This window comes from Neorhizobium petrolearium, from assembly GCF_029854435.1.
GTDB classification, from domain to species: domain Bacteria; phylum Pseudomonadota; class Alphaproteobacteria; order Rhizobiales; family Rhizobiaceae; genus Neorhizobium; species Neorhizobium petrolearium.
Window position 1 is genome coordinate 1486555 of sequence record NZ_CP123000.1, and the last position, 22978, is coordinate 1509532.

24 protein-coding genes, 1 tRNA gene and 5 pseudogenes are annotated in these 22978 nt (G+C 60.0%); 14 read left to right on the forward strand and 16 right to left on the reverse strand.

All coding sequences use genetic code 11. The features are described 5' to 3' along the window. The first annotated feature begins 26 nt into the window (after positions 1–26). Positions 27–728: a GntR family transcriptional regulator gene (locus QEO92_RS07590; protein WP_227702616.1), complete on the forward strand. Its 702-nt coding sequence runs from the start codon at positions 27–29 to the stop codon at positions 726–728. A 175-nt stretch (positions 729–903) separates the two neighbouring features. Beyond that, positions 904–1032, forward strand: a pseudogene (locus tag QEO92_RS07595) (type II toxin-antitoxin system VapC family toxin); the annotation flags it as partial. 245 nt (positions 1033–1277) lie between these two features. Here the strand turns inward: QEO92_RS07595 and QEO92_RS07600 are convergent. Together QEO92_RS07600 and QEO92_RS07605 are read right to left on the reverse strand one after the other, a co-directional pair. Next, the gene (locus QEO92_RS07600) at positions 1278–1700 is read right to left on the reverse strand and encodes an OsmC family protein (protein WP_425272361.1); all 423 of its coding nucleotides are present in this window, start codon (positions 1698–1700) and stop codon (positions 1278–1280) included. Then, a complete protein-coding gene (locus tag QEO92_RS07605; protein ID WP_227702617.1) occupies positions 1693–1860 on the reverse strand; it encodes a thioredoxin family protein in 168 nt (55 codons plus the stop codon). Before QEO92_RS07605 ends, QEO92_RS07600 begins: the two co-directional genes overlap by 8 nt. Positions 1861–2103: 243 nt before the next feature. On the opposite strand from QEO92_RS07605, the gene QEO92_RS07610 reads away from it, so the two are divergent. From QEO92_RS07610 to QEO92_RS07620, 3 genes are read left to right on the forward strand one after another with little or no spacing between them, the layout of a single operon-like run. Further along, positions 2104–3351: an efflux RND transporter periplasmic adaptor subunit gene (locus tag QEO92_RS07610; protein ID WP_052182629.1), complete on the forward strand. Its 1248-nt coding sequence runs from the start codon at positions 2104–2106 to the stop codon at positions 3349–3351. Further along, the gene (locus QEO92_RS07615) at positions 3348–4493 is read left to right on the forward strand and encodes an ABC transporter permease (protein ID WP_037146201.1); all 1146 of its coding nucleotides are present in this window, start codon (positions 3348–3350) and stop codon (positions 4491–4493) included. Before QEO92_RS07610 ends, QEO92_RS07615 begins: the two co-directional genes overlap by 4 nt. Positions 4494–4497: 4 nt before the next feature. Next, complete coding sequence (locus QEO92_RS07620; RefSeq protein WP_227702618.1) at positions 4498–5229, forward strand: ABC transporter ATP-binding protein; 732 nt, start codon at positions 4498–4500, stop codon at positions 5227–5229. Positions 5230–5379: 150 nt separating this feature from the next. On the opposite strand, the gene QEO92_RS07625 is transcribed toward QEO92_RS07620, so the two are convergent. Beyond that, on the reverse strand, positions 5380–5748 hold the full coding sequence (locus QEO92_RS07625; protein WP_227702619.1) for a hypothetical protein: 369 nt from the start codon (positions 5746–5748) through the stop codon (positions 5380–5382). A gap of 65 nt (positions 5749–5813) precedes the next feature. Between QEO92_RS07625 and QEO92_RS07630 the strand changes: the two genes are divergently transcribed. Together QEO92_RS07630 and QEO92_RS07635 are read left to right on the forward strand one after the other, a co-directional pair. After that, complete coding sequence (locus QEO92_RS07630) at positions 5814–6737, forward strand: DnaJ C-terminal domain-containing protein (protein WP_227702620.1); 924 nt, start codon at positions 5814–5816, stop codon at positions 6735–6737. Further along, positions 6734–7075, forward strand: coding sequence for a chaperone modulator CbpM (locus QEO92_RS07635; protein ID WP_037146208.1), 342 nt, complete (start codon positions 6734–6736; stop codon positions 7073–7075). The genes QEO92_RS07630 and QEO92_RS07635 overlap by 4 nt, the downstream gene beginning before the upstream one ends. Positions 7076–7235: 160 nt before the next feature. On the opposite strand, the pseudogene QEO92_RS07640 reads toward QEO92_RS07635, so the two are convergent. The 3 genes and pseudogenes from QEO92_RS07640 to QEO92_RS07650 form a co-directional block, all read right to left on the reverse strand. Then, a pseudogene (locus QEO92_RS07640) lies at positions 7236–7581 on the reverse strand (TSUP family transporter); the annotation flags it as partial. 35 nt (positions 7582–7616) lie between these two features. Beyond that, positions 7617–7925, reverse strand: a pseudogene (locus QEO92_RS07645) (phosphotransferase enzyme family protein); the annotation flags it as partial. A gap of 139 nt (positions 7926–8064) precedes the next feature. Then, positions 8065–9300, reverse strand: a complete 1236-nt coding sequence (locus QEO92_RS07650; RefSeq protein WP_227702621.1) for an MFS transporter — start codon at positions 9298–9300, stop codon at positions 8065–8067. 429 nt (positions 9301–9729) lie between these two features. Between QEO92_RS07650 and QEO92_RS33210 the strand changes: the two genes are divergently transcribed. After that, positions 9730–9927 carry a YjiS-like domain-containing protein gene (locus QEO92_RS33210; RefSeq protein WP_425272363.1) on the forward strand — a complete coding sequence of 66 codons (198 nt, stop codon included), beginning with the start codon at positions 9730–9732 and terminating at the stop codon, positions 9925–9927. A gap of 43 nt (positions 9928–9970) precedes the next feature. On the opposite strand, the gene QEO92_RS07655 is transcribed toward QEO92_RS33210, so the two are convergent. The 3 genes from QEO92_RS07655 to QEO92_RS07665 all read right to left on the reverse strand — a co-directional run bounded on the left by QEO92_RS07655 (position 9971) and on the right by QEO92_RS07665 (position 13461). Continuing rightward, on the reverse strand, positions 9971–11293 hold the full coding sequence (locus QEO92_RS07655; RefSeq protein WP_227702623.1) for a multidrug effflux MFS transporter: 1323 nt from the start codon (positions 11291–11293) through the stop codon (positions 9971–9973). Between the two features lie 436 nt (positions 11294–11729). Beyond that, on the reverse strand, positions 11730–12572 hold the full coding sequence (locus tag QEO92_RS07660; protein WP_037146214.1) for a universal stress protein: 843 nt from the start codon (positions 12570–12572) through the stop codon (positions 11730–11732). 103 nt (positions 12573–12675) lie between these two features. Then, a complete protein-coding gene (locus QEO92_RS07665; RefSeq protein WP_037146216.1) occupies positions 12676–13461 on the reverse strand; it encodes a competence/damage-inducible protein A in 786 nt (261 codons plus the stop codon). 249 nt (positions 13462–13710) lie between these two features. On the opposite strand from QEO92_RS07665, the gene wrbA reads away from it, so the two are divergent. Continuing rightward, entirely contained in the window at positions 13711–14310 is a 600-nt protein-coding gene (wrbA, locus tag QEO92_RS07670) for an NAD(P)H:quinone oxidoreductase type IV (RefSeq protein ID WP_227702624.1), read from the forward strand. Positions 14311–14478: 168 nt separating this feature from the next. On the opposite strand, the gene QEO92_RS33215 is transcribed toward wrbA, so the two are convergent. Continuing rightward, positions 14479–14775, reverse strand: coding sequence for a DUF982 domain-containing protein (locus QEO92_RS33215; protein ID WP_081952681.1), 297 nt, complete (start codon positions 14773–14775; stop codon positions 14479–14481). A 295-nt stretch (positions 14776–15070) separates the two neighbouring features. Continuing rightward, a complete protein-coding gene (locus QEO92_RS07675) occupies positions 15071–15601 on the reverse strand; it encodes a DUF1643 domain-containing protein (protein ID WP_227702625.1) in 531 nt (176 codons plus the stop codon). A 107-nt stretch (positions 15602–15708) separates the two neighbouring features. Between QEO92_RS07675 and QEO92_RS07680 the strand changes: the two genes are divergently transcribed. Then, positions 15709–15861, forward strand: coding sequence for a hypothetical protein (locus QEO92_RS07680; protein WP_227702626.1), 153 nt, complete (start codon positions 15709–15711; stop codon positions 15859–15861). A 332-nt stretch (positions 15862–16193) separates the two neighbouring features. On the opposite strand, the pseudogene QEO92_RS07685 reads toward QEO92_RS07680, so the two are convergent. Then, a pseudogene (locus tag QEO92_RS07685) lies at positions 16194–16310 on the reverse strand (IS630 family transposase); the annotation flags it as partial. A 755-nt stretch (positions 16311–17065) separates the two neighbouring features. Here QEO92_RS07685 and QEO92_RS07690 point away from each other — a divergent pair. Then, positions 17066–17569 (forward strand): hypothetical protein, encoded by a 504-nt coding sequence (locus QEO92_RS07690; RefSeq protein WP_227702627.1) that lies wholly within the window; start codon positions 17066–17068, stop codon positions 17567–17569. A gap of 137 nt (positions 17570–17706) precedes the next feature. On the opposite strand, the pseudogene QEO92_RS07695 reads toward QEO92_RS07690, so the two are convergent. Next, positions 17707–17911, reverse strand: a pseudogene (locus tag QEO92_RS07695) (hypothetical protein); the annotation flags it as partial. Between the two features lie 108 nt (positions 17912–18019). Next, a complete protein-coding gene (locus QEO92_RS07700) occupies positions 18020–18175 on the reverse strand; it encodes a hypothetical protein (RefSeq protein ID WP_227702628.1) in 156 nt (51 codons plus the stop codon). A 194-nt stretch (positions 18176–18369) separates the two neighbouring features. Here QEO92_RS07700 and QEO92_RS07705 point away from each other — a divergent pair. Together QEO92_RS07705 and QEO92_RS07710 are read left to right on the forward strand one after the other, a co-directional pair. After that, positions 18370–18454: transfer RNA gene (locus tag QEO92_RS07705), tRNA-Leu, on the forward strand. 58 nt (positions 18455–18512) lie between these two features. After that, a complete protein-coding gene (locus tag QEO92_RS07710; RefSeq protein ID WP_037146231.1) occupies positions 18513–19160 on the forward strand; it encodes a metallophosphoesterase family protein in 648 nt (215 codons plus the stop codon). On the opposite strand, the gene QEO92_RS07715 is transcribed toward QEO92_RS07710, so the two are convergent. Then, a complete protein-coding gene (locus tag QEO92_RS07715; protein WP_227702629.1) occupies positions 19157–20608 on the reverse strand; it encodes a TrkH family potassium uptake protein in 1452 nt (483 codons plus the stop codon). The genes QEO92_RS07710 and QEO92_RS07715 overlap by 4 nt on opposite strands. 138 nt (positions 20609–20746) lie before the next feature. On the opposite strand from QEO92_RS07715, the gene ilvA reads away from it, so the two are divergent. Further along, on the forward strand, positions 20747–21961 hold the full coding sequence (gene ilvA / locus QEO92_RS07720) for a threonine ammonia-lyase (RefSeq protein ID WP_265105788.1): 1215 nt from the start codon (positions 20747–20749) through the stop codon (positions 21959–21961). Here ilvA and QEO92_RS07725 read toward each other — a convergent pair. Further along, complete coding sequence (locus tag QEO92_RS07725; RefSeq protein ID WP_227702631.1) at positions 21954–22952, reverse strand: alpha/beta hydrolase; 999 nt, start codon at positions 22950–22952, stop codon at positions 21954–21956. The two genes, ilvA and QEO92_RS07725, sit on opposite strands and share 8 nt — an antisense overlap. Positions 22953–22978 lie beyond the last annotated feature (26 nt).

Below are 22978 nucleotides of genomic sequence, written 5' to 3' on the forward strand. Positions count from 1 at the left end.
AAGGATCTCGGGTGTCAAGAAGGCTGGTGCAAAATTATGAGCAGGGCGGCGATGGTGAGGATTGGGCGCGTCCGATCGTTAAAGAAAACCTCAGCGAGCGGGCCTACTCCGACCTTAAGAATGCGCTCATGCACGGCAAGCTGAAGCCAGGGGAACGTTTGAGATTGCGGCCGATGTCTGCCCGCTTCGGGATAAGCGCCACACCGATGCGCGAAGCCCTGCTGCGCCTTGTGAGCGAAAAGACGCTAACCTTGGACGCACGAGGCACCGTCGTCGTTCCGACCCTGAGCCTTGATGAACTTGTGGAAATCCGCAGTATCCGTGTCGATCTGGAGGGAAGGGCGGCCGCCGCGGCAGCGGAATCCGCGACGAAAGAAGAGATCGATGCTTTGGAGGCAATCCACGCCGAAATATCGGAGTGTCATCGCCTCCAGCAGTTCGAGCGGGCGATCGTTCTTAATACCGAGTTCCATCTCGGCCTCTGCCGCTCAGGAAGAATGCCGATTACCTACGATATTGTGGAAGGTTTGTGGATGCGCTGCGGCCCGATCTTGTCACACCTTTATGACGGCGGATTGCCTGATTGGGAACCACATCCGCACAAGAAAATCATAGCAGCTTTGAGGGCAGGGGATGCAGCAGCGGCACAGGACGCGATTAAAGAGGACATCGTCCGTGGAGGACACGGGCTTCTTGCCCATGTGAGGTCGGCGGACACGACGGATTGATCGAAGCGGAACAACGTCTTGGCAGGCGGCGGGAGGTCGCTACCCAGACTGAAAAATTTCGGCAGAACGAGGTTGCAGTATCGTGTTCGAAGGCGGCGCAAACCGAAGAAGTTGCTGACGCCTCTGTGGCCCCAGCCAATCTTGTGGCGAGCTGAAAAGGTCTGCGCGCCGCCGGAAGGGCAGACATAAATCTGGATTGAATTTGGGCGACTGCTTTGCCTATGCTCTCGCCAGGGATTTCGATGAGCCGTTGCTATTTAAGGGCAACGACTTCACCGAGACGGACATCCGTTCGGCTGCATGACATTGCCACCTTGGCATGATGGGAGCTGCGTGCTGATTGGTGCTTTGGCACCCCGGAAGCGGCTCCGCTTTCAGCTCGTTCGAGTCATTGACAACAAGAATTTTCTTTTGGGAGTGGGTCCCCAGCCGTCTTTTTATAGAGCTCCAGGCATCGCCGGGCTTTGGAGGACGTCACATGATTTTTAAACGCGAAATCGCGCCAAGCATCTGCGAAGACGTCACTTTTCTGGTGGGGAATGGTAGCTATCAAACAGAGGAAACAGGTCCAAAATGGCTTGCTTGGGGAACCTGGATTCTCACGTAAGTTTCAAGAGATCGCTTACCGAACTTGCGAACATTGGTGTACAGCAGATCGAGGCGACGATCCTCCTCGTCGGTATCGACGATGATTTCATAGTCGATGGAGATCATCTTCGGCGGGCCGTCCTGTCGGACGCCGTGGAGCTTGACTTCGACGCCACGCAAATCGAACTTCAGCATCGGCGTCACCCGTTCAACGCCCTTGATCATGCAGGCTGCGAGGAAGAGTTCGGCCGGGTTGAAGGCGTCCAAGCGGCCGCTCACGTCGGTGTCGAGCGTAATTTCCGCTTGTTTCGTGGTGGTGAGGCTTCGGTGTGCGTCGATGCGGCGTGCTTCTATAGAACATTCCAGCATCATGCCCTCAGCCACGTCTTGAGGGCGTCTTCCTTCTGCGGTCCGTATGGACAATCTTGCCGTCTGTGACGATGCCAGGCTCCGAGGCGATGCCGAACTTCGCGATCTCGGCATGGTCAATCGCCTTCTCGACCTTAACGTTGACGCCGAATTTGACTGCGGTGTCCTTCATCATCGCCTCCGTGGCCTCGCAGCACTAGCAACCGGACCCGAGCACCTTCACGTCCTTCATCATACGGGTTGCTTGTGTGTCGCAGTGAAACGGCATGTTGAACAGGAGGCCGACGGCATATGCGCCCCTCCGCACACTTGCCAATCAAACAGAAGCCGCAGTTTGATCGAGATCATTGCGAATGCCGCGGCCAGGGCGCAGCAAAGATAGCATGAGCTGTCTCCACCCCCACCGCAGGGAACGTATATGCTTGAAGTTCCAAAGCCGATCATGAAGGAGAACCCTTCAGTCATCGAAAAGGCACAGGACCAAGCCATCGGAAGGACACGGCGACGATCGGCTCGTGTTTACGCGTTCGTTGTCGTGCTGGCCGTAGCCATTGGCGCAGGTTTCGGCGCATGGGCGATGCTCCTGCGCCCGATCGAGGTTCAGGTTGCGAGCACCGAGCAAGACGTGCCCGTGCAGGTCTTCGGTCTCGGGACGGTCGAGGCGCGGGTGACTTCAAGGATTGGCTTCAAGGTGTCTGGCGTAGTGATCGACTTGCGCGCCGATGTCGGAGATCGCGTTGCCAAGGGCGCGGTTCTCGCCCGCCTTGACGACCGCGAGCAGAATGCACAGGTTGCCCGCGCGGCCGCGCTCGTCGCACAGGCTGATGCCAACCTTCAAAGGGCAACGGCAAGTCTCGAAAAGGCTCGTGTGAACCACGCGAATGCCAAGAGCATCAACGAGCGCCGGCAATCGCTGCTAAAGGGCAATACCACCTCGCTTGAAGCGGCGCAGACAGCACAAGCGGCACAGGACGCAGCCTTGGCCGATGTGAATCTGGCGCAAAGCGATCTCCTGGTGGCCAAGGCCAATATTGGCGACGCCAAGGCGCAACAGCAACTGCAATCAACCATACTGGACTTTTACGCCCTCACGGCGCCCTACGATGCCATGGTGACCACGCGCCTCAAGGAACTCGGCTCCGCGCTCGGCGCGGGTGAGTCGGTGTTCACGCTGATCGACCCAGAGACCGTGTGGGCGCTCGCTTACGTCGACGAGAGCAAGGCCGGCGAGATCACCGTCGGCGAGCCCGCTGAGATCGTGCTGCGATCTCAGCCTGGCAGGCGTATCGCCGGCCACGTCGCGCGTATCCAGCCGGAAAGCGACCGGGTCAACGAGGAGCGGCGGGTCGAGATCACGTTCGATACGCAGCCCGACGAGTTGTATCTCGGTGAACAGGCTGAGGCTCACATCACGACCGTCCGCCTTCCGCAGGCGCTATTGGTCCCGGAAACGGCCATCGCCGGGCTCGGCGGCAATCACGGGACCGTATGGACCATCGAGGACGGATACCTGGAGCAGCGCAACGTGACACTCGGGCACCGGCTGCTCGACGGGCGTTTTGAGGTCACCGGTGGTGTCCCGGAGCACGCCCTCGTTCTCAAGATGTTGCGCAGCGGGCTGCGCGTCGGCCGTGCAGCAAAGGTCGCCGAAGGGGCAAGTCGATGAACTTGGCCTACCGGGACATTAAACACAATCTCCTGCGTTTCGTCCTGACCAACTTCGGATTGAGCCTGCTATTGGGTATCGTCATCATGATGACCGGCGTTTATGGCGGCCTGATCGATGACGCATTGCGTCAGGCCCGCGCGGCCAATGCGGATCTCTGGGTGGTCGAGGCCGGGACCAATGGGCCGTTCGCTGAATCGTCGCGCATTCCGGGCGACACCAGGGAACTGGTGAGCCGGGTCTACGGTGTGCAGCGCGCCGGGTCTGTCACATATCAATCGGTCCAGACTGAGCTGAACGGTGCACCGCACCGCCTGTTTCTCATCGGCTTCGAGCCAGGCAGGCCCGGCGGACCGCGCCAGCTCTCGGCTGGCCGCGACATCTTGCGCGGCCACTATGAAATGATCGTCGACCGTTCCGCCGGTCTTGAGCTGGGCCAAGAAGTCATGCTGGGGACCCGTGATCACAAATTCTCCGTTGTCGGACTGATGCGCAACGAAGTCACTTCTTCCGGCGATCCCGTCGCCTACGTTACTCTGCGTGACGCACAAGCGCTCCAGTTCGAATTGGCACCTCCGGCTTCGCGGCGCGAGCAGGCGCGCGGGGGATCCATGGAGACCAACGACCAGATCAACGCTGTCATAGCCAAGGTGTCACCCTATGTTCCGGTCGCCGAGACAGCGGCGGCGCTCTCGCGGTGGAAGCACCTGACGGCTCTCACGCAGGTCCAGCAGGAGACTTTGCTGAGCAAGTTCGTGATCGAAAAGGCGCGTAAGCAGCAGCTTCTGATCATGGTTCTGCTGATCATCGTGTCGGCCGTCATCATCGCGCTGATCATTTATACGATGACTATGGACAAGGTGCGCTCGATCGCCACACTCAAATTTGTCGGAGCGCCTGATCGCACCATCGTCGGCCTTATCGTTCAGCAATCCCTTTCGTTGGGAATCACCGGCTACGTCGCCGGGCTCGCGCTTGTCTTTATTTTCAGGCCCTTTTTTCCGCGGCGGCTGGTATTCGATCCAGAGAGCGTTATGGCCGTGTTCGCGATCACGATCGTGGTCTGCCTTGCCGCGAGCACCCTGGGCATCCGGCTCGCGCTCAAGGTGGACCCGGCGGAAGCACTCTCGGCGGCAGGGTAAGATCATGACCGAACCAGGCAGACAAGCGGTCGTAAGTGTCGAACATCTCTCCAAGCATTTCGGCGCAGGGAGTGCGCGGGTCGACGCGCTGATCGATATCAACATCGAGGTCCCTTCCGGCCAGGTCGTTGGTCTCATGGGGCCGAGCGGTTCGGGCAAGACCACGCTGCTAAACTGCATGGCCTGCATTCTGGAGCCAAGCGGCGGCCGGCTCACGCTCGACGGCGAAGCCGTCTATGATGACCATTGGCTCAAGGCAGACCTGCGCCGGCTGCGGCTCGACAAGATCGGCTTCATTTTCCAGTATCCCAATCTGCTGCCGTTCCTCGACGCCACCGACAATGTCGCCGTGGTGCTTCACCTTGCGGGACTAGGCGCCGCGGCTGCCCATAAGCATGCTGTTGAATTGCTTGATTATCTTGAGGTCGGCCATCGCAAGCACGCAATGCCCGCGCAACTGTCCGGCGGTGAAGCCCAACGGGTGGCCATTGCTCGCGCGCTCGCCAATCGGCCGCGCATCATCCTCGCCGACGAACCGACCGCGCCGCTTGATTCCGCCCGCGCCCGCATCGTGATGGATTTGTTACGGCGGATCGCGATCGACCAGAGCGCGGCTATTATCGTCGTCACGCACGACGAGATGATCCTCGACCGCTTCGACCATATTTACCGGCTGCGCGACGGTCGCCTGGAAACCGACGAGCTTTCGCGCGCTCCAGCGGGAGCTGACCACTGATGTTCGTTTTGTCGCTGCCGTGACCCGGCGGATTCGCCGCTTTTTGCCGCTTCCCCGTGGAAATCCGCAGCGGCAAGACGTTTCGGAACTGGGACCATCCTCGCGCAGACGCAGATCGATACGTCCCTACTGGATGTGCTTCGGATACTCTCAAGCTGCAATGCGGTGTGTGGAAAACCCTCTTGATACGGAGTTGAGAACCGCCGCAGCAATGGTTGCGGCCTGCGCAATGGGCTCAAGCTCACGGGCAGATCGGCCAGAGCGGGCCTTGAGCGTCGGCCACCGCGCCACCGATGAAATCATTCCTGCCGCCGCAGAAGATGGGATTTTCCCTTCCTCAGACCAGCCGGCTTTGTGAAGGCGCTCTTCTAGTTGCATTTCCAGGGCGGCAAAACGATGATCGAGCGATAGGGCGCAGCCGGCCTCGCCTGGCGAGGTGAAGCGCAGATGATTGCCGTGTCCATTGCGTCTCGCCGCCGCTCTGAATAGGTTTCGAAGGACAGGATTCAGGCGAGCCAATCGGGCAATTCGGCCCCTGATAGGTCCTTTCGCCGATCAAGATGCGCATGAGATGGGATCAAAGCATGACCGACCCTTATGAGATCCTCGGCGTGGCCCGCACCGCGACCGACAAGGAGATAAAGGACGCGTTCAAGAAGCTGGCGCGTAAATATCACCCTGACCTGAATCCGGATGACAGGACGGCCGAGGCGCGGTTCAAGGCCATCTCGGCGGCAAACGACCTGTTGAAAGACAAGGAAAAGCGTCGGCGGTTCGATGCGGGCGAGATCGACGCCAGCGGCGCGGAGAAGCCCCAGCAGCGGTACTACCGAGATTTTGCCGATGGACCTGCTTACGCCTCGCACGCTGCACAGGATGGCTTCGCCAGCAACGAGGATCTGGAGGATTTCCTGACTCGCGCGTTTGGTGCCGGGGCCGGGACGCGACGGTCGCAAGGCCCGTTCCGGGCGCGGGGGCAGGATGTGAGCTATGTACTGCCTGTCAGCTTCATGGATGCCGCCAATGGGGCCATTCGCACCATTACATTGCCCGAGGGCAAGACGCTGAATGTGTCGATTCCGGAGGGGGCGGAAGACCGGCAGATGTTGCGGTTGAAAGGCCAGGGCATGCCCGGCTTCGGCGGCGGGCCGGCAGGTGACGCTTTTGTCGAGCTGCATGTCGAGCCGCATGCATTTTTCCACCGCAAGGACGACAATATCCATGTGGAGGTGCCAATCACGCTGAAGGAAGCCGTACTGGGCGCGCGCATTAACGTGCCGACGATCAGTGGCCCGGTCGCAATGACGATTCCGAAAGGCGCAAACACCGGCCAGACGCTGCGACTGCGCGACAAGGGAGTCTTCGACCGCAAGACCGGCAAGCGCGGGCACCAGTTGATCACCTTGAAAGTCGTTCTGCCCGCCGACGAAGAGCCAGAATTGGCTGCGTTCCTAGAGACCTGGCAGCCGAAGACCGCGGACGAGCCGCGCAAGGAGATGCTGAAATGATCCGCGTAGACGAAATTGTCGAGCAGATAGATGCGCTTCAGCGAAGCGATCTCGACGCCTGGATCCGCGACGCGCTGATCTCGCCACAGGATGAGGATGGTACTCCGGTCTTTTCGGAGATGGAATGCGCACGTATCCGCCTGATCTGTACTTTGCATTATGAACTGGAGATCGGCGCGGAGGCACTGCCGGTTTTGCTGTCTCTGGTCGATCAGCTCTACCAGACCCGACATCGCCTGTTGAAATTGACGGCCGCCGTGGCGGCGCAGGACAAGGCCGTGCAGACAGCAATCCTAGCGGCAATCGACGCGGGCAGCGGGACCGACGGGGGGGCTTAGAACCTATTGTCGGCTAGAATTTATCATACCCCGCGACCGCCCTCTTGATCTTCAACGAAATCAGCCGGTACCCACTAATTGGCTCGGGCTTGATGGTCAGCGGCCACCGGCCGCAAGTCCGGCACATAAGCTCCACACAGAGAGCGTAGCGTCTCGTTTCTTGACGCCGCCAGACATTGACCGTCGAGAGCAGCAGGGGCACAAAGCTCGGAACCATCCTGAGGAGCTGGCCACCGAGGAACGCGCCGACAGTCGAGCCTTCCGTCATGAACAGTACAAACCTGCCATTGCGGCGGATGGTCGAAAAAACTCTGGTGCTGGCTATATCGCGCGAGCCCTATCAGCATGGTGGGCAGGCTCACCGCCAGTGAAAGACTCGCCAGTTTGATATCAGCGCTGAACAGCAGCATGAGGGTCGGGATGAGCAACTCGCCTCTCGCCACGCCGAGCAGCGAGGCGACAATGCCGATTGCGAAGCCCGCTTCGATGCCCGCGACGACCTTCGCCGCGTCGCCGTCAGTACAGAAAGCTCGCAATCGAGCTCCGGCACGGACTCCTGCAGGAAGAAAGTGCCGTCGCGGGTGGGCAGAGGCGCAGCGACCGGAACCCCGGTCTCCGAAAGATGGTTGAGGAATGCCGTCTCACTTTTGACGTCCGCTGGCCCGCGCGCGGTGGTGTGAAAGTCGGAAAACATAACGCTCGCGACCGCTTACGGTAGAGAGATAAACATCGTTCAACCCGTGTTGAAGTAATCTGCAGAAACCGGTCCTCCGAGGGAATAATGCTCGTTGATAAACGCGTCGATCGACTCGATCTTCGACGTGGAATACAGCGGATCGAAGTCGAGCATGATCTTGTCCCGTCGTAGTCTCAAGGGCCGTCCTCGGATTGCAGCCAATTTCGTGAGTTCGCAAAACACAGCGTTCTGTCACTGCCGCAATGACGGCTCCTGGCGCGATCCTGCCAGGACGGCAGTCGGCCCAAACCAGTCATTTATGCCGTCCGCACAGGAACGCTATCACCGCAAGAAACTGGATCGCCGCCGCCAGTGTAAAAACGGCGAGGTCAGAGACGGTCCTTGCGATGCCGAACAGCGCGGGTGCGAGGGCATAGGTCGCTTGGCTCAGAGCTACGATCAGCGGCACCACGCGGAAGACATCGGCTTTGTCGAATTCCACCTGTGCGATCAGAGGCGGGAGCGACGTCGCGTTGCCAATGCCGAGGCCGAAAAGCAGGACACCGACAACCATCGCAGCTGCGTTATCGCCACCCGTCACCAAAAACATCAGGGAGCCGATGATCTGAACGCCATAGCTTGCGGACGCGATCAGACGGCGGTCCGCCGAAGGCGGCATCAGCCAACCGATGCCGGTGCGCCCGACGATTGCCGAAACGGTAGCACCTCCCATCAGCAGGCCCGCTGCCTGTGATCCGAAGACCGGAACCATGATCGAAAACAGATGAGCCAGCAGGCCGATCTGCGCAAACAGCCCGGCAGCCATACCCGCTGCCAGCGTTATGAAGCGGCGGTCGCGCCACAGCGAACCGCCTGGCACGGGCGTAGCGAGCGACGGAGCCGTCCTTGGCACCACTTGATCTGACTGTGCTCCGTCCGGAGATTGACCCAGGACATCAGGAGATTTGGAAAACGCCAGAATAGACAAGGCGGCCACGACGGTGACCATAGAGATACCAACGATGATGGCTGCCTGTGCAAACCCGCTCGAAGCAATGAGCATGACCCACAAGGGTGAGAAAATTATGCCACCCACACTCGCTCCATTGTATGCCATGGATAGTGCTGCCGGACGGCTGCGGACAAACCAGGGAGCGATAATGGCGTTCACCGCCGCAGCGCCCATCGCAACCCAGCCCGTTCCGCTCAGGAGAGCGGCTGCAAATAGGTGCCACGGCTGATCGGCTACGGACCAACCGACGACACCGAGGGCGAGAAGGACCGCTCCAGTGACGGTTAGAACCGGAACGCCCGTAAACCGATAAAGTCGAGGAAGGTTTGCAACGACTGCCGCGCCGATTAGAAAATGCAGCGTTACGGCGGTGGAGACGAGTGCGACGGACCATCCGGTTCGCTGGACCACCATCTGCAGATAAATAGGTGGCCCATAAAAACCGACGCCCCAGCCGAATATTGCCAGAACGAAGGTCGCAGCGACCACGTACCAGCCGAAAAATGGTGCGGTGTTGGATGTAGGTAGAGATGTCATGACGTGGGCTCCAATGGTGATTGGCCCTTATTGCAGCTTCCAGGGAGTCAAGCTTCGGTCATGATCGAAGTGTTTGCGATTAACCGCTAATGGCGGATACCGTTGAAAAAAATCCTAGAATTGGCTGTACGTCCGCTCGTTTCTGTCAATTGGGCCGAGTAGGTACGCCACTCCGCCCGGCGCCCCAGCGCGAGGTATCGATTTGTTCTGCTCTCATGGGGCAATGACCCCATGTGGTGGCCTGACTTTGGCCAGCCTCCTGAGATATTGTGCGGTTGCTGCAAGGAGGAATTCGTCTCACGCACCACCCGGCCCCCGAAGCCGCAAACGCGCCATCGGCAGGATGCAGCTCTGCCGGTTCGTGACGCTTGCTGCGATCGGCTCGCTGGCGATCGGATATGCCTTCGACGGAATTTGGGCGATGCTTCCGTGAACGGTGGCCTGTTCAGAACCGCTTTGGCGGCGCTCGGGCGCAAGCTTTGCGGGCGGCGCAGCGCGCAAGGAAATCGGCCGCTATCCAGACTCGACGACCGTCTGCTTGACGACCTCGGGATAACCCGCGAACAGGCGAGCGAACTGGACAGACGCCGCGAGCATCAAACGAGATCGAACGACAGCCCCGACTAGATCGTCATTCGGCGTGGTGCGCTCCGTCGTGTTTTGCTTCTGATTATCGAACCGCTTCGACTGGCGAGGTGTCACTCCGTATCGCCAGTTCCGCCAGAATGAGCGAACTGACGCCCGAGATAAAGAAGCCTGCTGCCAAATTTACGGTCGTGCCGTCGTAGAAGTTTCCTATGCCGACGGCATACACGGTGGCGATTAAGCTCGATCCCGACGCGATCAGCGATGCGCCCAAGCCCGCAACCTGGCCGAGGGAGCGCATTGCCATGGCATTGAGATTGCCGAACAGGATCCCGATGGCAAAGAAGGCCGAGAACGCGAACCCCATCAGAGCGACAAGAGGCAGGCGACCGTCCCAAAGCATAGATGCCAGCAGCATCAGAAAACCGACCGATGCCAGTCCCATGAAGGCGGCACGCGCCATGGCATCCATCCCGAAACGCTGCACGAGCCTTGCATTGAGAAATGAAGCAAGTCCTATTCCTGTGGCCAATACTGCAAAATAGAAGGGGAAGGTTTCCTTGATTCCATAGGCGTCAAAAAACAAATCGGCCGCCGTGCTGAGATAGAGGAGTTGCGCCCCGAACACGATGCCGGTCGCAATGATCAGCAAGGCCACACGGCGCTTCGATAGGATGCGTCGGCCGTTCCGGAGCAGCAATTTCGGACGGAAAGCTATCCGTTTTTCGGCGGGCAATGTTTCCGGTTGTCGCATCACCAGCCAGAGGCCGAGCAGCCCCGCTATCACGAGATAGATGCCGAAGACGCTGCGCCACCCAGCGAGAGAGATTACACCCTGTGCCAAGGCGGGGGCCAGCATCGGCACGAGAATGAAGAGCGTGAACATCAAGGACATGACGCGAGCCATCGCATCGCCCTCGAACTGATCGCGGATCATGGCGCGCGTTGCGATCTTCGGGCCGGACACGCCCACACCTTGAAGGAACCGGCCCAAGATCACCATTTCGAGCGATCCCGCCAGCATGGCAGTCATAGTTCCGACCGCATAAACTCCGAGGCCGAGCACGAGCGCTTTCTTGCGCCCCATCGCATCGGACAATGGCCCCAACAGCAGTTCACCGAACGCCATACCGAATATGAAGAGCGATATGACGTGCTGCGTGGATAGCGGAGGTGCGACACCAAGCTCTTCGCCGATCTGGCGTAACCCGGGCAAGAGCGCGTCGATGCTGACGGAGGTCAGGGCGGTCAGAAGGGCATAGAGGGCGATGCGTTCGCGAAAACTGATAGAGAATGTCATAGGCCGTGTACACTGAAAGGAATAGCCTCGACCTGTACCAGTTTTCCCCAAAAGGCCTCGCAGTTTTATTTCGTGCAACTGCTGAATTTTGCACGCCCTCTTTCCCATTGGGGAACTAGCTTATTCTGAAATCCCGAGAGCAATCATGACTTTCGGGGCCATTAGCGGCCCCCACGTGAAAGTGCGCCGTGCGTCCAACGGCTGCTGTTTGGCGCATTCCGGATGTGGCCTCTGGCATAGCAGACTGATGGCTTTTAGGAACTCAAGCGGATGGTCCGGTCGAGCGACCTCAATCGAGGGGGGAGCGATGACAAGTTCCTCTCGTTGAAGGGAAGTCCATGGTCGGATTGCAGCCTCGGCTTGCTCAAAGGCTATGAATACGACGCCACCTCAGCACCAGGCGACACTCCCGTAAAGCGGGTTCGTGCATGGCCGCAAACCTGCCATCGCGGGCCAGGCCTGCTGACATTTGCTGTGCATTTTCGCAATGTATGTATGCGGACGCCGGCCCCGTGGTCCAGAGGCCGGCTGGTTGCGCGATGGGTCAGCGCGAAAGCAGCGTCAGCGCCGTCATCGAATCAAGCAGGCTGCGGGTGACGCCGCCGAACAGCATCTCCCACCAGCGCGAGTGACCGTAGCCGCCCATGACGAGGAGATCGATGCTGTTGTCGGCAAGCCGGTTTTCGATCGCCGCCGCCGCGGGAAGCCCGCCGCTGGTCTCCTGCGTCGTCAGCGTCACCTTGACGCCATGCCGGGCAAGCGTCGCGGCAATTTCCGTTCCGGCCAGTTCCGGCGTCTGGTCATTGCGTTCCGGCGGGTCGATCAGAAGGATTTCGACCGCTTCCGCAGCCTTCAGGAAGGGCAGCGAATCGAAGGTGGCGCGCGTCGCCTCGCGCGATCCGTTCCAGGCGACCAGCACGCGCCTGATCGGCTGCGGCGTCTTCATCGTATAGGGGACGAGCAGCATCGGTCGTCCGCTTTCGAAGAGAAAGGTCTCGAGGTCGGCGCGGTGGTCGGCGTGCGCGGGGTCGCTCTGGCTGGCGACGATCAGGTCGGAACTGCGCACGGTTTCCATGACCGAGACGGAGCCGTAGCCGGCCGAGGAGATGAAGCTGCGGCATTCCGTCGACAGCCCTTCTTTGGCGGTCCGCTCCCTGAAGATGCGTTCGACCTCGGCGGTTTCCTTCTGCGCCACTTCCTGCAGCACCTGCACGGCGGCGGGATCGGGAATTTCCATCGGCGCGATGAGCGGCACCGCGGCCAGTGTTTCGGCATGGACGCCGACCAGATGGGCGGAGAACTGTTCGGCAAGCGCGATACCGAAATCGGTGATCTGAGTGGCATTTTGCGGGGTATCGAGAACGGCAAGAATGGTTTTGTAGGCCATGGCGATGTCTCCTGACGGCGCTGAAACTGACTGCCAGTCTCAGACAATAACGTGGGTCGCACTTTGACACTGGTCAAGAAGAACCATAGCGCGACAAACGGGCTCACGCGTCCGCGGTGGGATTGGTCGGGGTCTTCGCCCGGTCGATGCCGGCGATCATTTCCGCAACAGCCTCAGCTGCTGCATCTAGGATCTGCGGGTCGCGGGCGCGCACGACGATCTCGGTCGAAAACCGCTGCCCGTCATATTTCGGATAGGAGCCGATGCTGGTCTGCGGATGCGCCTTCTGGACCTCGGCAAGCAGCGTGCCGATATCGCCCTCGCCATAGGGGCAGGGGAGCGCCCGCGACAGCATCTTCGCGCCTAAGCGGAGGGTCGGCAGGACATTGTCGACCATGGCCTGGAAAACCTGCGGCACGCCGGCCATCACATGGACATTGCCGATGATGAAACCGGGCGCCGTCGAAACCGGGTTCGGGATGTGCCTGGCACCCTCCGGCATGCGGGCCATGCGCTGCCGGGCATCGGTGAATTCCATCTCGCGGCGCTTGTACATGTCGGCAAGCAGTTTCATCGCATCGGGATCGTAGATGCAGGGCACACCGAAAGCTTTCGAGACCGCATCCGCGGTGATGTCGTCATGGGTCGGGCCGATGCCGCCGGAGGTGAAGACGTAGTCGTAGCGCAAGCGCAGGGCGTTCAACGCCTCGACGATGGCATCCTCCTCGTCGGCAACGATGCGCACTTCCTTGAGATCGATGCCGGAGAGCGTCAGCAGATCGGCGAGATGGCCGATATTCTTGTCCTTGGTGCGGCCGGACAGGAGTTCGTCGCCGATGGCAAGCATGGCGGCGGTGATGATCGAAGGGGATTGCGACGCTTCAGGCATGAATATTCCTCCATGGGGCGAACACTCCTAAGCCCAATTTTTTCGAGGCAGAAGCGATTTTCGTTGTGACGGATGCAGAAACGACGTTCGTTACGGATTTGTGATCGGCAAGCGAAAAGTCGTCTCCGGATGCTGAACGGTGCGTTGACCGGGCAGGGGCTGTCCCGGCCGAGGGAACGCGTTACATGTCGGTCCGGTTACGGCCGAGATACGGCCCTGTTCAGACCGAAAGACAAATTGGAGAAGATCATGGCGAAGGTTCTCGTCCTTTATTATTCCGCCTATGGCCATATCGAGAAGATGGCCTATGCAGTCGCGGAAGGCGCGAAGTCGGCAGGCGCCGACGTGACGGTCAAGCGCGTTCCCGAACTGGTTCCGGAAGAGGTCGCAAAGGCCTCATACTACAAGCTTGATCAGGGAGCCCCGATCGCCACCGTCGATGAGCTTGCAGACTATGACGCGATCATCGTCGGTGCCGGTACGCGCTTCGGCACTGTCGCCTCGCAGATGCGCAACTTCTGGGACCAGACCGGCGGCCTGTGGGCGCAGGGCAAGCTGGTCGGCAAGCTCGGCTCGGTCTTCACGTCGTCCGCCACCCAGCATGGCGGCCAGGAATCGACCATCCTCGGCTTCATCCCGACGTTCCTCCATCAGGGCATGGCGGTCGCCGGCCTGCCTTACGCCTTTGCCGGCCAGATGGGCACCGAAGAGGTGAAGGGCGGCTCTCCCTACGGTGCCTCGACCATCACCAACGGGGACGGCTCCCGCCAGCCTTCGGAAATCGAGCTGGAAGGCGCGAAATATCAGGGCGCGCATGTCGCCAGGCTGGCCGCCAAGCTCGCGGCCTGAACCGTCATAGTACCTTGAAGAAAAGCGCGAGGAGCGATCGTCGCGCTTTTCATGCCAGGTGAGATAGACGTCGCCGATCATTAACGCCGAACCGGTGATGAAGCGCGTTCGAGGACGAGTTCGCCTGCTACCGATCCATGACGTCCACGCGGCTACAAGAGGAATGTCCTAGTGACCTTTTTGAGCCCTGGCCAGTTGGTCCTCATAGGCTGCGAGGAAGAAGACCCTTGCTATATCGGGGTCCGTTTCCCGGCGAAGGGCGGCCAGACATATATCAATCGCTCGCGAGTAAGACGGCCCGGATTTGTCCATGAAGCAGTCCCGCATATGCCGGATGGCGTCCGCGGGGCCTGATATCCGCTTCACTTGCTGCTTTTGAACGAAGCACACAGGCATGCTCCAGCGAGCCGAGAAGGCTACCGGAATAATCTCAGTCAAAATCAACCCCCACATAACCCCACTCATCGAGTAGGCATTTTAGGGGTCTCTGATGTTGCGCGGCAATTGACCCTGCTTAACCAAAAAGACGTAGGCAGGGCTACTCCAAAGTTGACAGAACCAAGCTTCTGCCGGCGAACCGGTTGCACGACATTTTCCCGTAACGCATCCCTTCCATTTGCCGCCATCCGAAGATATTGAAATTCCCCGCTGCGGACGTGGCGAAACTGGTAGACGCAAGGGACTTAAAAGCCCGATCGCCCGCAACCCAATGAGCGAGACCGCCAGACCATTTGCTTTCCGGCCCGGTCCATCTAGCCATTCACGTCCCCTCCTGCTCTGCAAGGCGACGGATGGGAAATGGCGCATCCCAAGGTACGAGAGGAGTGGCATAGGCAAGCATTAGCGGATGCCGTGGCTGCCCATCAGGCGCGGTTCCCCAGCACATCGGCTTGGCGCCAGCCTCGTTCAAAACGTCCACCACCGCATGCCACCTTGTGCGCAATGGCTTCGGAAGCTTTGATAAAGGCCCCCACGCTACAATGTGGATGTCGGCGCCATTGATTGCCTTCGCGATGTATGCGTCGTTCTCCGGCCCGATTGGGTCAGCAGCGATAGCTAGCGCCTTCACGTCCTTGTTGATGAGAGCGCATAGGTTCCAAACCAGAACCTTGCTGGCGCCCATGCGCATCGCGAAGCCGTCGACCTTGGTCATGGTCGGATCGTTTTTCTCGCCGTCAGCCTTGGACGGATTGACCATCCCAAGTGAGATCACCGGACCGGTGCCGCCAAAATCGTGCTCAAGCAGGTATCGGTAAAGGCCGCATTCCGAGAAGACGACGCGGCGTTTCATGAGAAGGTCGCTCATTCTGCCGATCCCTCCGTCATAGCAAGCATAAGGAACGAACTATAGACTGGGGGATTGAGTGATCGTCGCGATCCGCGACAAGGAGCGCGCAAATGCCGAACACTGCAAAAGATGACGAAAAGGCGAAACCGAAGCCTGAGCAACAGCCGTATCAAAATCCCGGCAAGGACAAGAACCACCCAGGTGACGACGCGGCCGTTGATGCATCGACTGAGCCCCAAGAGGGGAAACCAGCGAAACGCTGATTGAAGTCTCGGCTGGGTAAGGCCCCGCCCGGAGGAAATGTCCAGACTATGGAAAAAGGGAATCATTGCTGGTCCTCGCGATAGAGCGGCCTGTATGGCAGGGACAGTTTCGGCCGCCGATAGGCTGCTTTTTCTGATTTGGGGAAGCCGGCGCCGCGGATTGGGTTGGCGTGAGAAGTCTTGATGTTACCCGCCTTGTCCTGCTGGCGAACCGTCTTCGCGGCGGTCGGGATGTCGTGCTTGGCAGTCTTGATCTTGTGGCACTTGATGCAAACTGCGGCGCAGTTCTCGAGGCTGTTGTCCTTGGATTTTGCATCGAGGATGTCGGCTAAGGGCATCGCCAGTGCCGCTCCCGTTCCCCGCGCGGGACAGATGGCGCCGAACAGATGCGCACTTTCATAGCGCTGGTCAGCGGGTTGAATAGGACGCGTGCCGCGGCGGCCCATGCGACCACTACTATAGCGAATATCAACCAGTTAGGTGGGAGATGCACCCTGTTGGCTTCCGAGGGGAGTAATTGGAGGGGGAGTGACACGGGATTTCCGCGATCACTGGCTCACAAATCGCGTAAGGGAGATTTCCGCGAACCAATCCAGTTCGCGAGCATTGTATTGGATCGTACGATTGGAAAAAGAGAGAGGATTTAGCCCGTAGCAGGTCGAGAAGCTTTCGCCAGGCGCAACGATCTTATTGCTCCGATGATAAGCCCTGTAGATTGTCGAGCTATGTCCGCTCTGCCTGGCAATGAGGCTGAAGGATATCTCCTGCAAAGCTCTATCTGTATTGTTTGTGAACGTGACGGCGACCGGAGTGCTTGGGTCCGGGCATCGCTGTGGGTCGGGGCCGGCCACGATTGAGACGGGTCGGTTCGATTGTACCTGATGGTCTCCCCGCTCAGCGGTGAAAAACAGCCCGACATAAATGGCTGCGAGTATGCCGAGTACGACGGCCCCGGCCTTGCGGGAAAACCAGAACGTCGTGATGACGGCCACAGCGCCAATTATCCAAGCCATAGCAATTCCGCTGTTTTTCCATAGGGCGCCGCCATGACCTCTAGGTATGGTTTTCGCGGGTCAATCGCAATGCTGGAAAAGAAAAGCTCGCCGAAGCGACCGGAGGGGCGGGTAATTGGAAGGGGGGATGTCAGTCGGAACAAAGCATCGAAGACATCGGTTCTGCTTCAACAACAAAAAGGATGAGACCGATGCGCGTTTTGCCTTTTGCTGCTCTGATAGCGGCATCATTGCTTTCCTCCGGAGCGTTCGCGTCCGAAGAGGATTTTCTCAAGTCGATCGAGGGACAGTGGACCGGTGGCGGAAAGGTCCTGACGAAGCTCGGCGGGGACAACGTCAACGTCTCCTGCCGCATGCAGTCCGCAGCGGAAGCGGAGAGCTTTTCCATGGACGGCAGTTGCCGAGCCATGGTCGTTGTGACACGCACGTTCAAGGCGAAGGTGAAGGCGGGCGGTGGATCGTATTCAGGAACGTATGTCGGCGTCTCGGGTAAGCCGTCTTCCCTGGCGGGGAGCCGAGCCGGCGATACGATCGATCTTGATGTGACCTGGGCGAACGAGATCTACGGTGACCGGGCCGCAAGGATGACGATCGAGAAAGTCGGCGCCGACAGGCTTCGCATCCGGACGATCGATAAGGACCTGTCATCGGGGAGGTCGATTGTCACCACCGAGCTTGATCTGCGGCGGAGCTGAGGAAGAAAAGCCCCGCCGAGTGGAGCTCAAGCGGGGCTTCCGGATCGCTGCGGTTCATCAACGGGGATCTGCGGAGAGATCACTTCGCCACGCGCGTATCCTGAATGTCGAACTGCAGAAGAGGGGCTATGTTCCGGTCTGGCGTGGTATGTCGTCGGTGGTGGCAGAGCCTCGTGCGCTTGTGCCAGTGGTCTCAAGCCACGCAGCAAGGCCAGCCGGCACTTCCTCGTTGCCAGCCTCCATTGCCTCGATCCATGACAGCTCACATTGCAGCGCCGACGCAATGTTGATCGGCGTCCAGCGAATGTGCAGCAGGCACTCTGAAAAGCGGGCAGGGGTCATACGTGCAACCTGCCATCGTCGCCGGAATAGTCAAGGCGTGTCCCATATAGGCAGGCGACCTGTGGATGTTATGTAAATAGACGGGCCGAAAGGATCTCCTTTTCACCACTATTCCAGCTTCCGCTTCAGCCCTTGCAACAGCGCTTCCACCTCCGCATTGGCGCCGGCCGCCAGCATGAGATTGTCCGCGACCTCGATGATGGACGCCAGCACTTCCTTATCATCCCAGCCCACCTTGACCGCGCTTTCTATGAGATCCTGCAATGGCAGTTCGACCGCCATCTGGCAGAATAGGTGGCGGTTTTCGTTTCCCGGAGAAACGGCTGGGGGAGGGATCTCTATCATCCGATAGATGATAGGGCGAGAACGCCGAGAGAACAGGCATTTGCAAAACGCGAGGGATCAACTGCAAAACATGCTCTTGCTTTTTTCGCCTAAGACGTTGAAAAAGCGGCGGCGCGGACGTGGCGAAACTGGTAGACGCAAGGGACTTAAAATCCCTCGACTTCGGTCATACGGGTTCGATCCCCGTCGTCCGCACCACGTTCATCGCGGTTTCTGTTAGAATTCCTTTTGATGAACCTCGTCAGGGAAAAATGCCTTGGGTTTTACCTTTGCCATCGGCGATATCCACGGCTGCCTGCGGGAGCTTGTGGACATGCTCGGCCACGTGGAGGAGCAGGAGGCTTCGGGCCACGTCGTGTTTGTCGGCGACTACATCGACCGTGGTCCGCACAGCCGGGGCGTGCTCGATCTCCTCATGGCAGGCCCCCGCAAGGAAGGCTGGCGCTGGACGACCCTCAAGGGCAATCATGAGGACATGATGGTCCGCGCCTGCCGGTATGGCGGTCGGCAGATGGCAATCTGGGTTGAAAACGGGGGTTATCAAACGCTGGCCTCCTTTGGCGGCACCGTGCCGGATGGCGTGGTAAAATGGTGCGCGGCCCTGCCGGCGATCCATGTCGATGATCACCGCATTTTCGTGCATGCGGGCGTCGATGAAACCCTGCCGCTTGACCGGCAGCGGGAGCATGATCTGCTCTGGAAACGGTTTCCCGAGGACTATACGGCGGATTTCTGGGGAAGGCATGTCTGCCACGGCCATACGCCCTTTTCCGGCAATCCGAGGACGGTCGGCAACCGCACCAATATCGACAGCGGTTGCGTCTTCGGCGGCGCGCTTTCCTGCGCGGTCTTCGATGACGACCGGCCCGGCGGCCCGGTCCGTTTCCTGCGCGTTCCGGCCTAATGCCGCCAGAAGACCGGCGTCAGCAGCACGAGCACGGTCAGGACTTCGAGACGCCCGAGCAGCATCATCAGGGAAAGGAGACAGAGGGCAGGATCGCTGATCGTGGAAAAATTGCCGGCCGGGCCGATGATCGGGCCGATGCCGGGGCCGACATTCGAGAGCGCGGTAATGACCGACGAGGTGGCTGTCAGGATATCGTAGCCGAACAGCGTCATGCCGATGCTGCCGACCACCCACAGGAAGATGTAGAGGCTGACGAACAGGAAGACGCCGCGCTGGGTCTCGGCATCCACCGTCACGCGGCCATAGCGCACGGTGTACATCGCGTTCGGATAGACGAGACGGCTGAGCCCGGCGCGGACGACATTGAATATTACCACGAAACGATAGGCCTTTATGCCGCCGGCCGTCGAACCGGAGCAGCCGCCGGCGAAGGTCGCGAAGAAGGCGAGCAGCACGGCGAACGGTCCCCATTGCGTGTAATCGTCGCTCGCAAAGCCGCCTGTCGAAACGATCGACGTCATGTTGAAGAATGCGTGAATGAGTGCATTGCTCATCTCCACGCCGTTCCTCAGGTGCTGATAGACGGCAAGAGCGATCGAGATGCCGCAAAGATAGCCCAGGAAGACGAGGATCTGCGGATCGCGCGCGGCATCAAGCCGGTTCCTGACCGCAAGCAGGATGAGCACCGAAAAAGGCAGGCTGCAAATTGCAAGGAAGATCGCGCCGATCACCAGGATCGTGTTGCTGTCGAAAAAGGCGAACGAGGCGTCATGGGTCGAGAAGCCGGCCGTCGCGATCGTGGTCATGGCGTGGTTGACCGCGTCGAAATGGCTCATTCCGGCAAGGTCGTAGGCGATCGCGCAGGCGATGGTGAGAGCCACATAGACGGCAAGGAAGGCGCGGGTGAAACTCGCTAGGCGCGCGAAAGGCTTGTCGGTTTCCGACGATTCGAGCTTGAAGATCGACATGCCGCCGACTTTCAGGAAGGGCAGCACGAAAAGGCCGAGTGCCACGATGCCGATGCCGCCGAGCCAGCAGAGCAGAGAGCGCCAGAGCAGGATGCCCGGCGGCAGGTCGTCAAGCCCGACGATCACCGTCGAGCCCGTGGTGGTGATTCCCGATATCGATTCGAACAGCGCCTGCGCGAAGGAGAGGTTGTATTCGGCGAGAAAAAGCGGGATTGCGCCGACAATCGAGAATACCAGCCACAGGACGTTGACCAGCAGAAAGCCGAAGCGCTTGTTGAAGACCGGCGGAGGGCCGCGCGTCGCCAGCGCTGCCGCCGCGCAAAAGCCGCCCACCATGACACCGGACATGGCAAAGACCTGCCAGTCGTCGTGGCCGTTGTAAAGGTCGACAATCGCCGGCAGGAACATCGCGACGGAAAGATAGAGGCCGCAGAGCGCCGAGATATAGATAGTGGACCGGAGAAGACTGGCGTTCAAGAATAGGTTGTCCCAGGTTGGCGGCAACAGAAAGAAGCTTTGTCTGGACCGAGTGCTTATGGCATAGCGGGACCGATTTGAGATTTCAATGGACGGTTTATCGTGACGAAGGCAGGTGTGGACGACGCGAGAACTGCAATGCGGGCGATTTTTCCCGAAACGCCGCTGCAGTTGAATGAGCATTTGAGCCGGCGTTATGGCGCCGAGATCTGGCTGAAACGCGAGGATCTGTCTCCCGTCCGCTCCTACAAAATTCGCGGCGCGTTCAATTTTTTCCGCAAGGCGATCACCGCCAGCGCGCAAGGCAAGACATTCGTCTGCGCTTCGGCCGGCAACCATGCCCAGGGTTTTGCCTTCGTCTGCCGCTATTTCGAGGTGCCGGGCGTGGTCTTCATGCCGGTGACGACACCGCAGCAGAAGATCGACAAGACGCGCATGTTCGGCGGCGAGTTCATCACCATAAGGCTGATCGGCGACATCTTCGATCAGTGCTATGCGGCCGCCCGCGCTCATGTGGAGGAGATCGGCGGCGTCATGGTGCCGCCCTTCGACGATCCCGACATCATCGAGGGCCAGGCGACGGTGGCGGCCGAAATCGTCGGGCAACTGCCCGCGGGTGTCCGGCCTGATCTCGTCATCATGCCCGTTGGCGGTGGCGGACTCTCTTCAGGCATGACCGGTTACCTCGACGGTGTGGTGGCGCGGGAGAACTTCGTCTTCACCGAACCCGCAGGCGCGCCCAGCCTGAAGAAAAGCCTGGAAGCCGGTGAGCCAATCACCCTGGCAAAGCTGGACAATTTCGTCGACGGCGCGGCGGTGGCGCGTATCGGCGACCTGAATTTCGAGGCGCTGAAGCACTTTTCGCCGGACCAGGTCCTCCTTTTGGCCGAGAACGCCATCTGCGTGACGATCATCGATATGCTGAATGTCGAGGGCGTCGTGCTGGAGCCGGCCGGCGCCCTGTCGATCACGGCGCTTCAGGCGCTTGGGCCCGAAAGGCTGGCCGGCAAGACGGTCGTCTGCGTCGTCTCGGGCGGCAATTTCGATTTCGAGCGCCTGCCGGATGTCAAAGAGCGCGCGATGCGCCATTCCGGCGTCAAGAAATATTTCATCCTGCGGCTCGCCCAGCGCCCCGGCGCGCTTCGCGACTTCCTGAACCTGCTCGGCCCCGAAGACGATATCGCCCGCTTCGAATACCTCAAGAAATCCGCCCGCAATTTCGGTTCCATCCTGATCGGTATCGAGACGAGGCGGCCGGAGAATTTCGCCGCGCTGATCGAGCGATTCGAGGCGGCCGGCATGGGCTATCAGGACATTACCGAGAACGACATCCTCGCGAGCCTGATCATCTGACGCCGAGCGTCTTCTTCAGCCAGGCGGTGATTTTGTCGGCGAGCGGCCCGGTCGTTGCCGGTGAAATGATGTCGCCGGCGATGACGTGATTCATCGGATCGCCGGTCGTGCCGACATCGACGATCTCGTGCGGCCCGCCCCAGCGGCCGGCGATCGCGCGCACCTTGTCCGGCCGGACGATCTGATCGCGCGCCGAATAGAGGAAAAGGGCCGGCGTCCCGATCCGCTCGATCGGGCTTTCCACGGAGAGCTTCACCAGCCCCGCCATGGGCAGGAGCGCCACCGTCGGATATTCCGTGGTCCAGTTTGCCGCGTGGCGTTCGTTATAGGGCGTGAAGCTGCGGGTGGAGCCGAGCAGCAGCCGGGAGAGTTGCGGTGCGACCGGCGTCGCCAGCAGGAAGGCGCCAAAACTGTTGATGCCGTAGTTGGGTGAAAGAAAAACGGCTGCGGAGACGCGGGAGGCGATCTGCGGATCGGCGAGCGCGAGCGTCGCAAGCGAGGCGCCGGTCGAGGTGGCCATGACGATCACCCTGTCGCCCAGCGCCTCGCCGATCGCGAGCGCTTCGGAAAAGTCGGCCATCCAGTCTTCCAGCGTCGCTTCGCCCATGGCCTGGGCGGTGCGTCCATGACCGGCAAGCCTTGCGAAATAGAGATTGGCACCGAGAGCGGACGCGACGCGGTCGGGCAGGGGCCGCACCTCTTCGGCCGATGCCGAAAAGCCATGGATATAGATGATCGCGAAGGGCGTCCTGGCCTTCGTCGCCGGATCAGCCCAGACGATATGTCTGGCAGCACCCGGCCGAATGTCGGAAAAGCGGCCTTCGGCTGTCGCGAGATAGGCATCCATGTCGGTGCCGAGGCGGGCTTTGTCGAAAGCGGGAAAACCGCCGGCAGGCAGGCGTGGTCCGGCCATCAGCATTACTCCGAAGGCGGTGATGAGGACCATCGTGACCATGATGATCGCCCGCCATGACAGAAAACTTTTCCGCATCCGGCACTCCCTCCGAACAGGAGGGA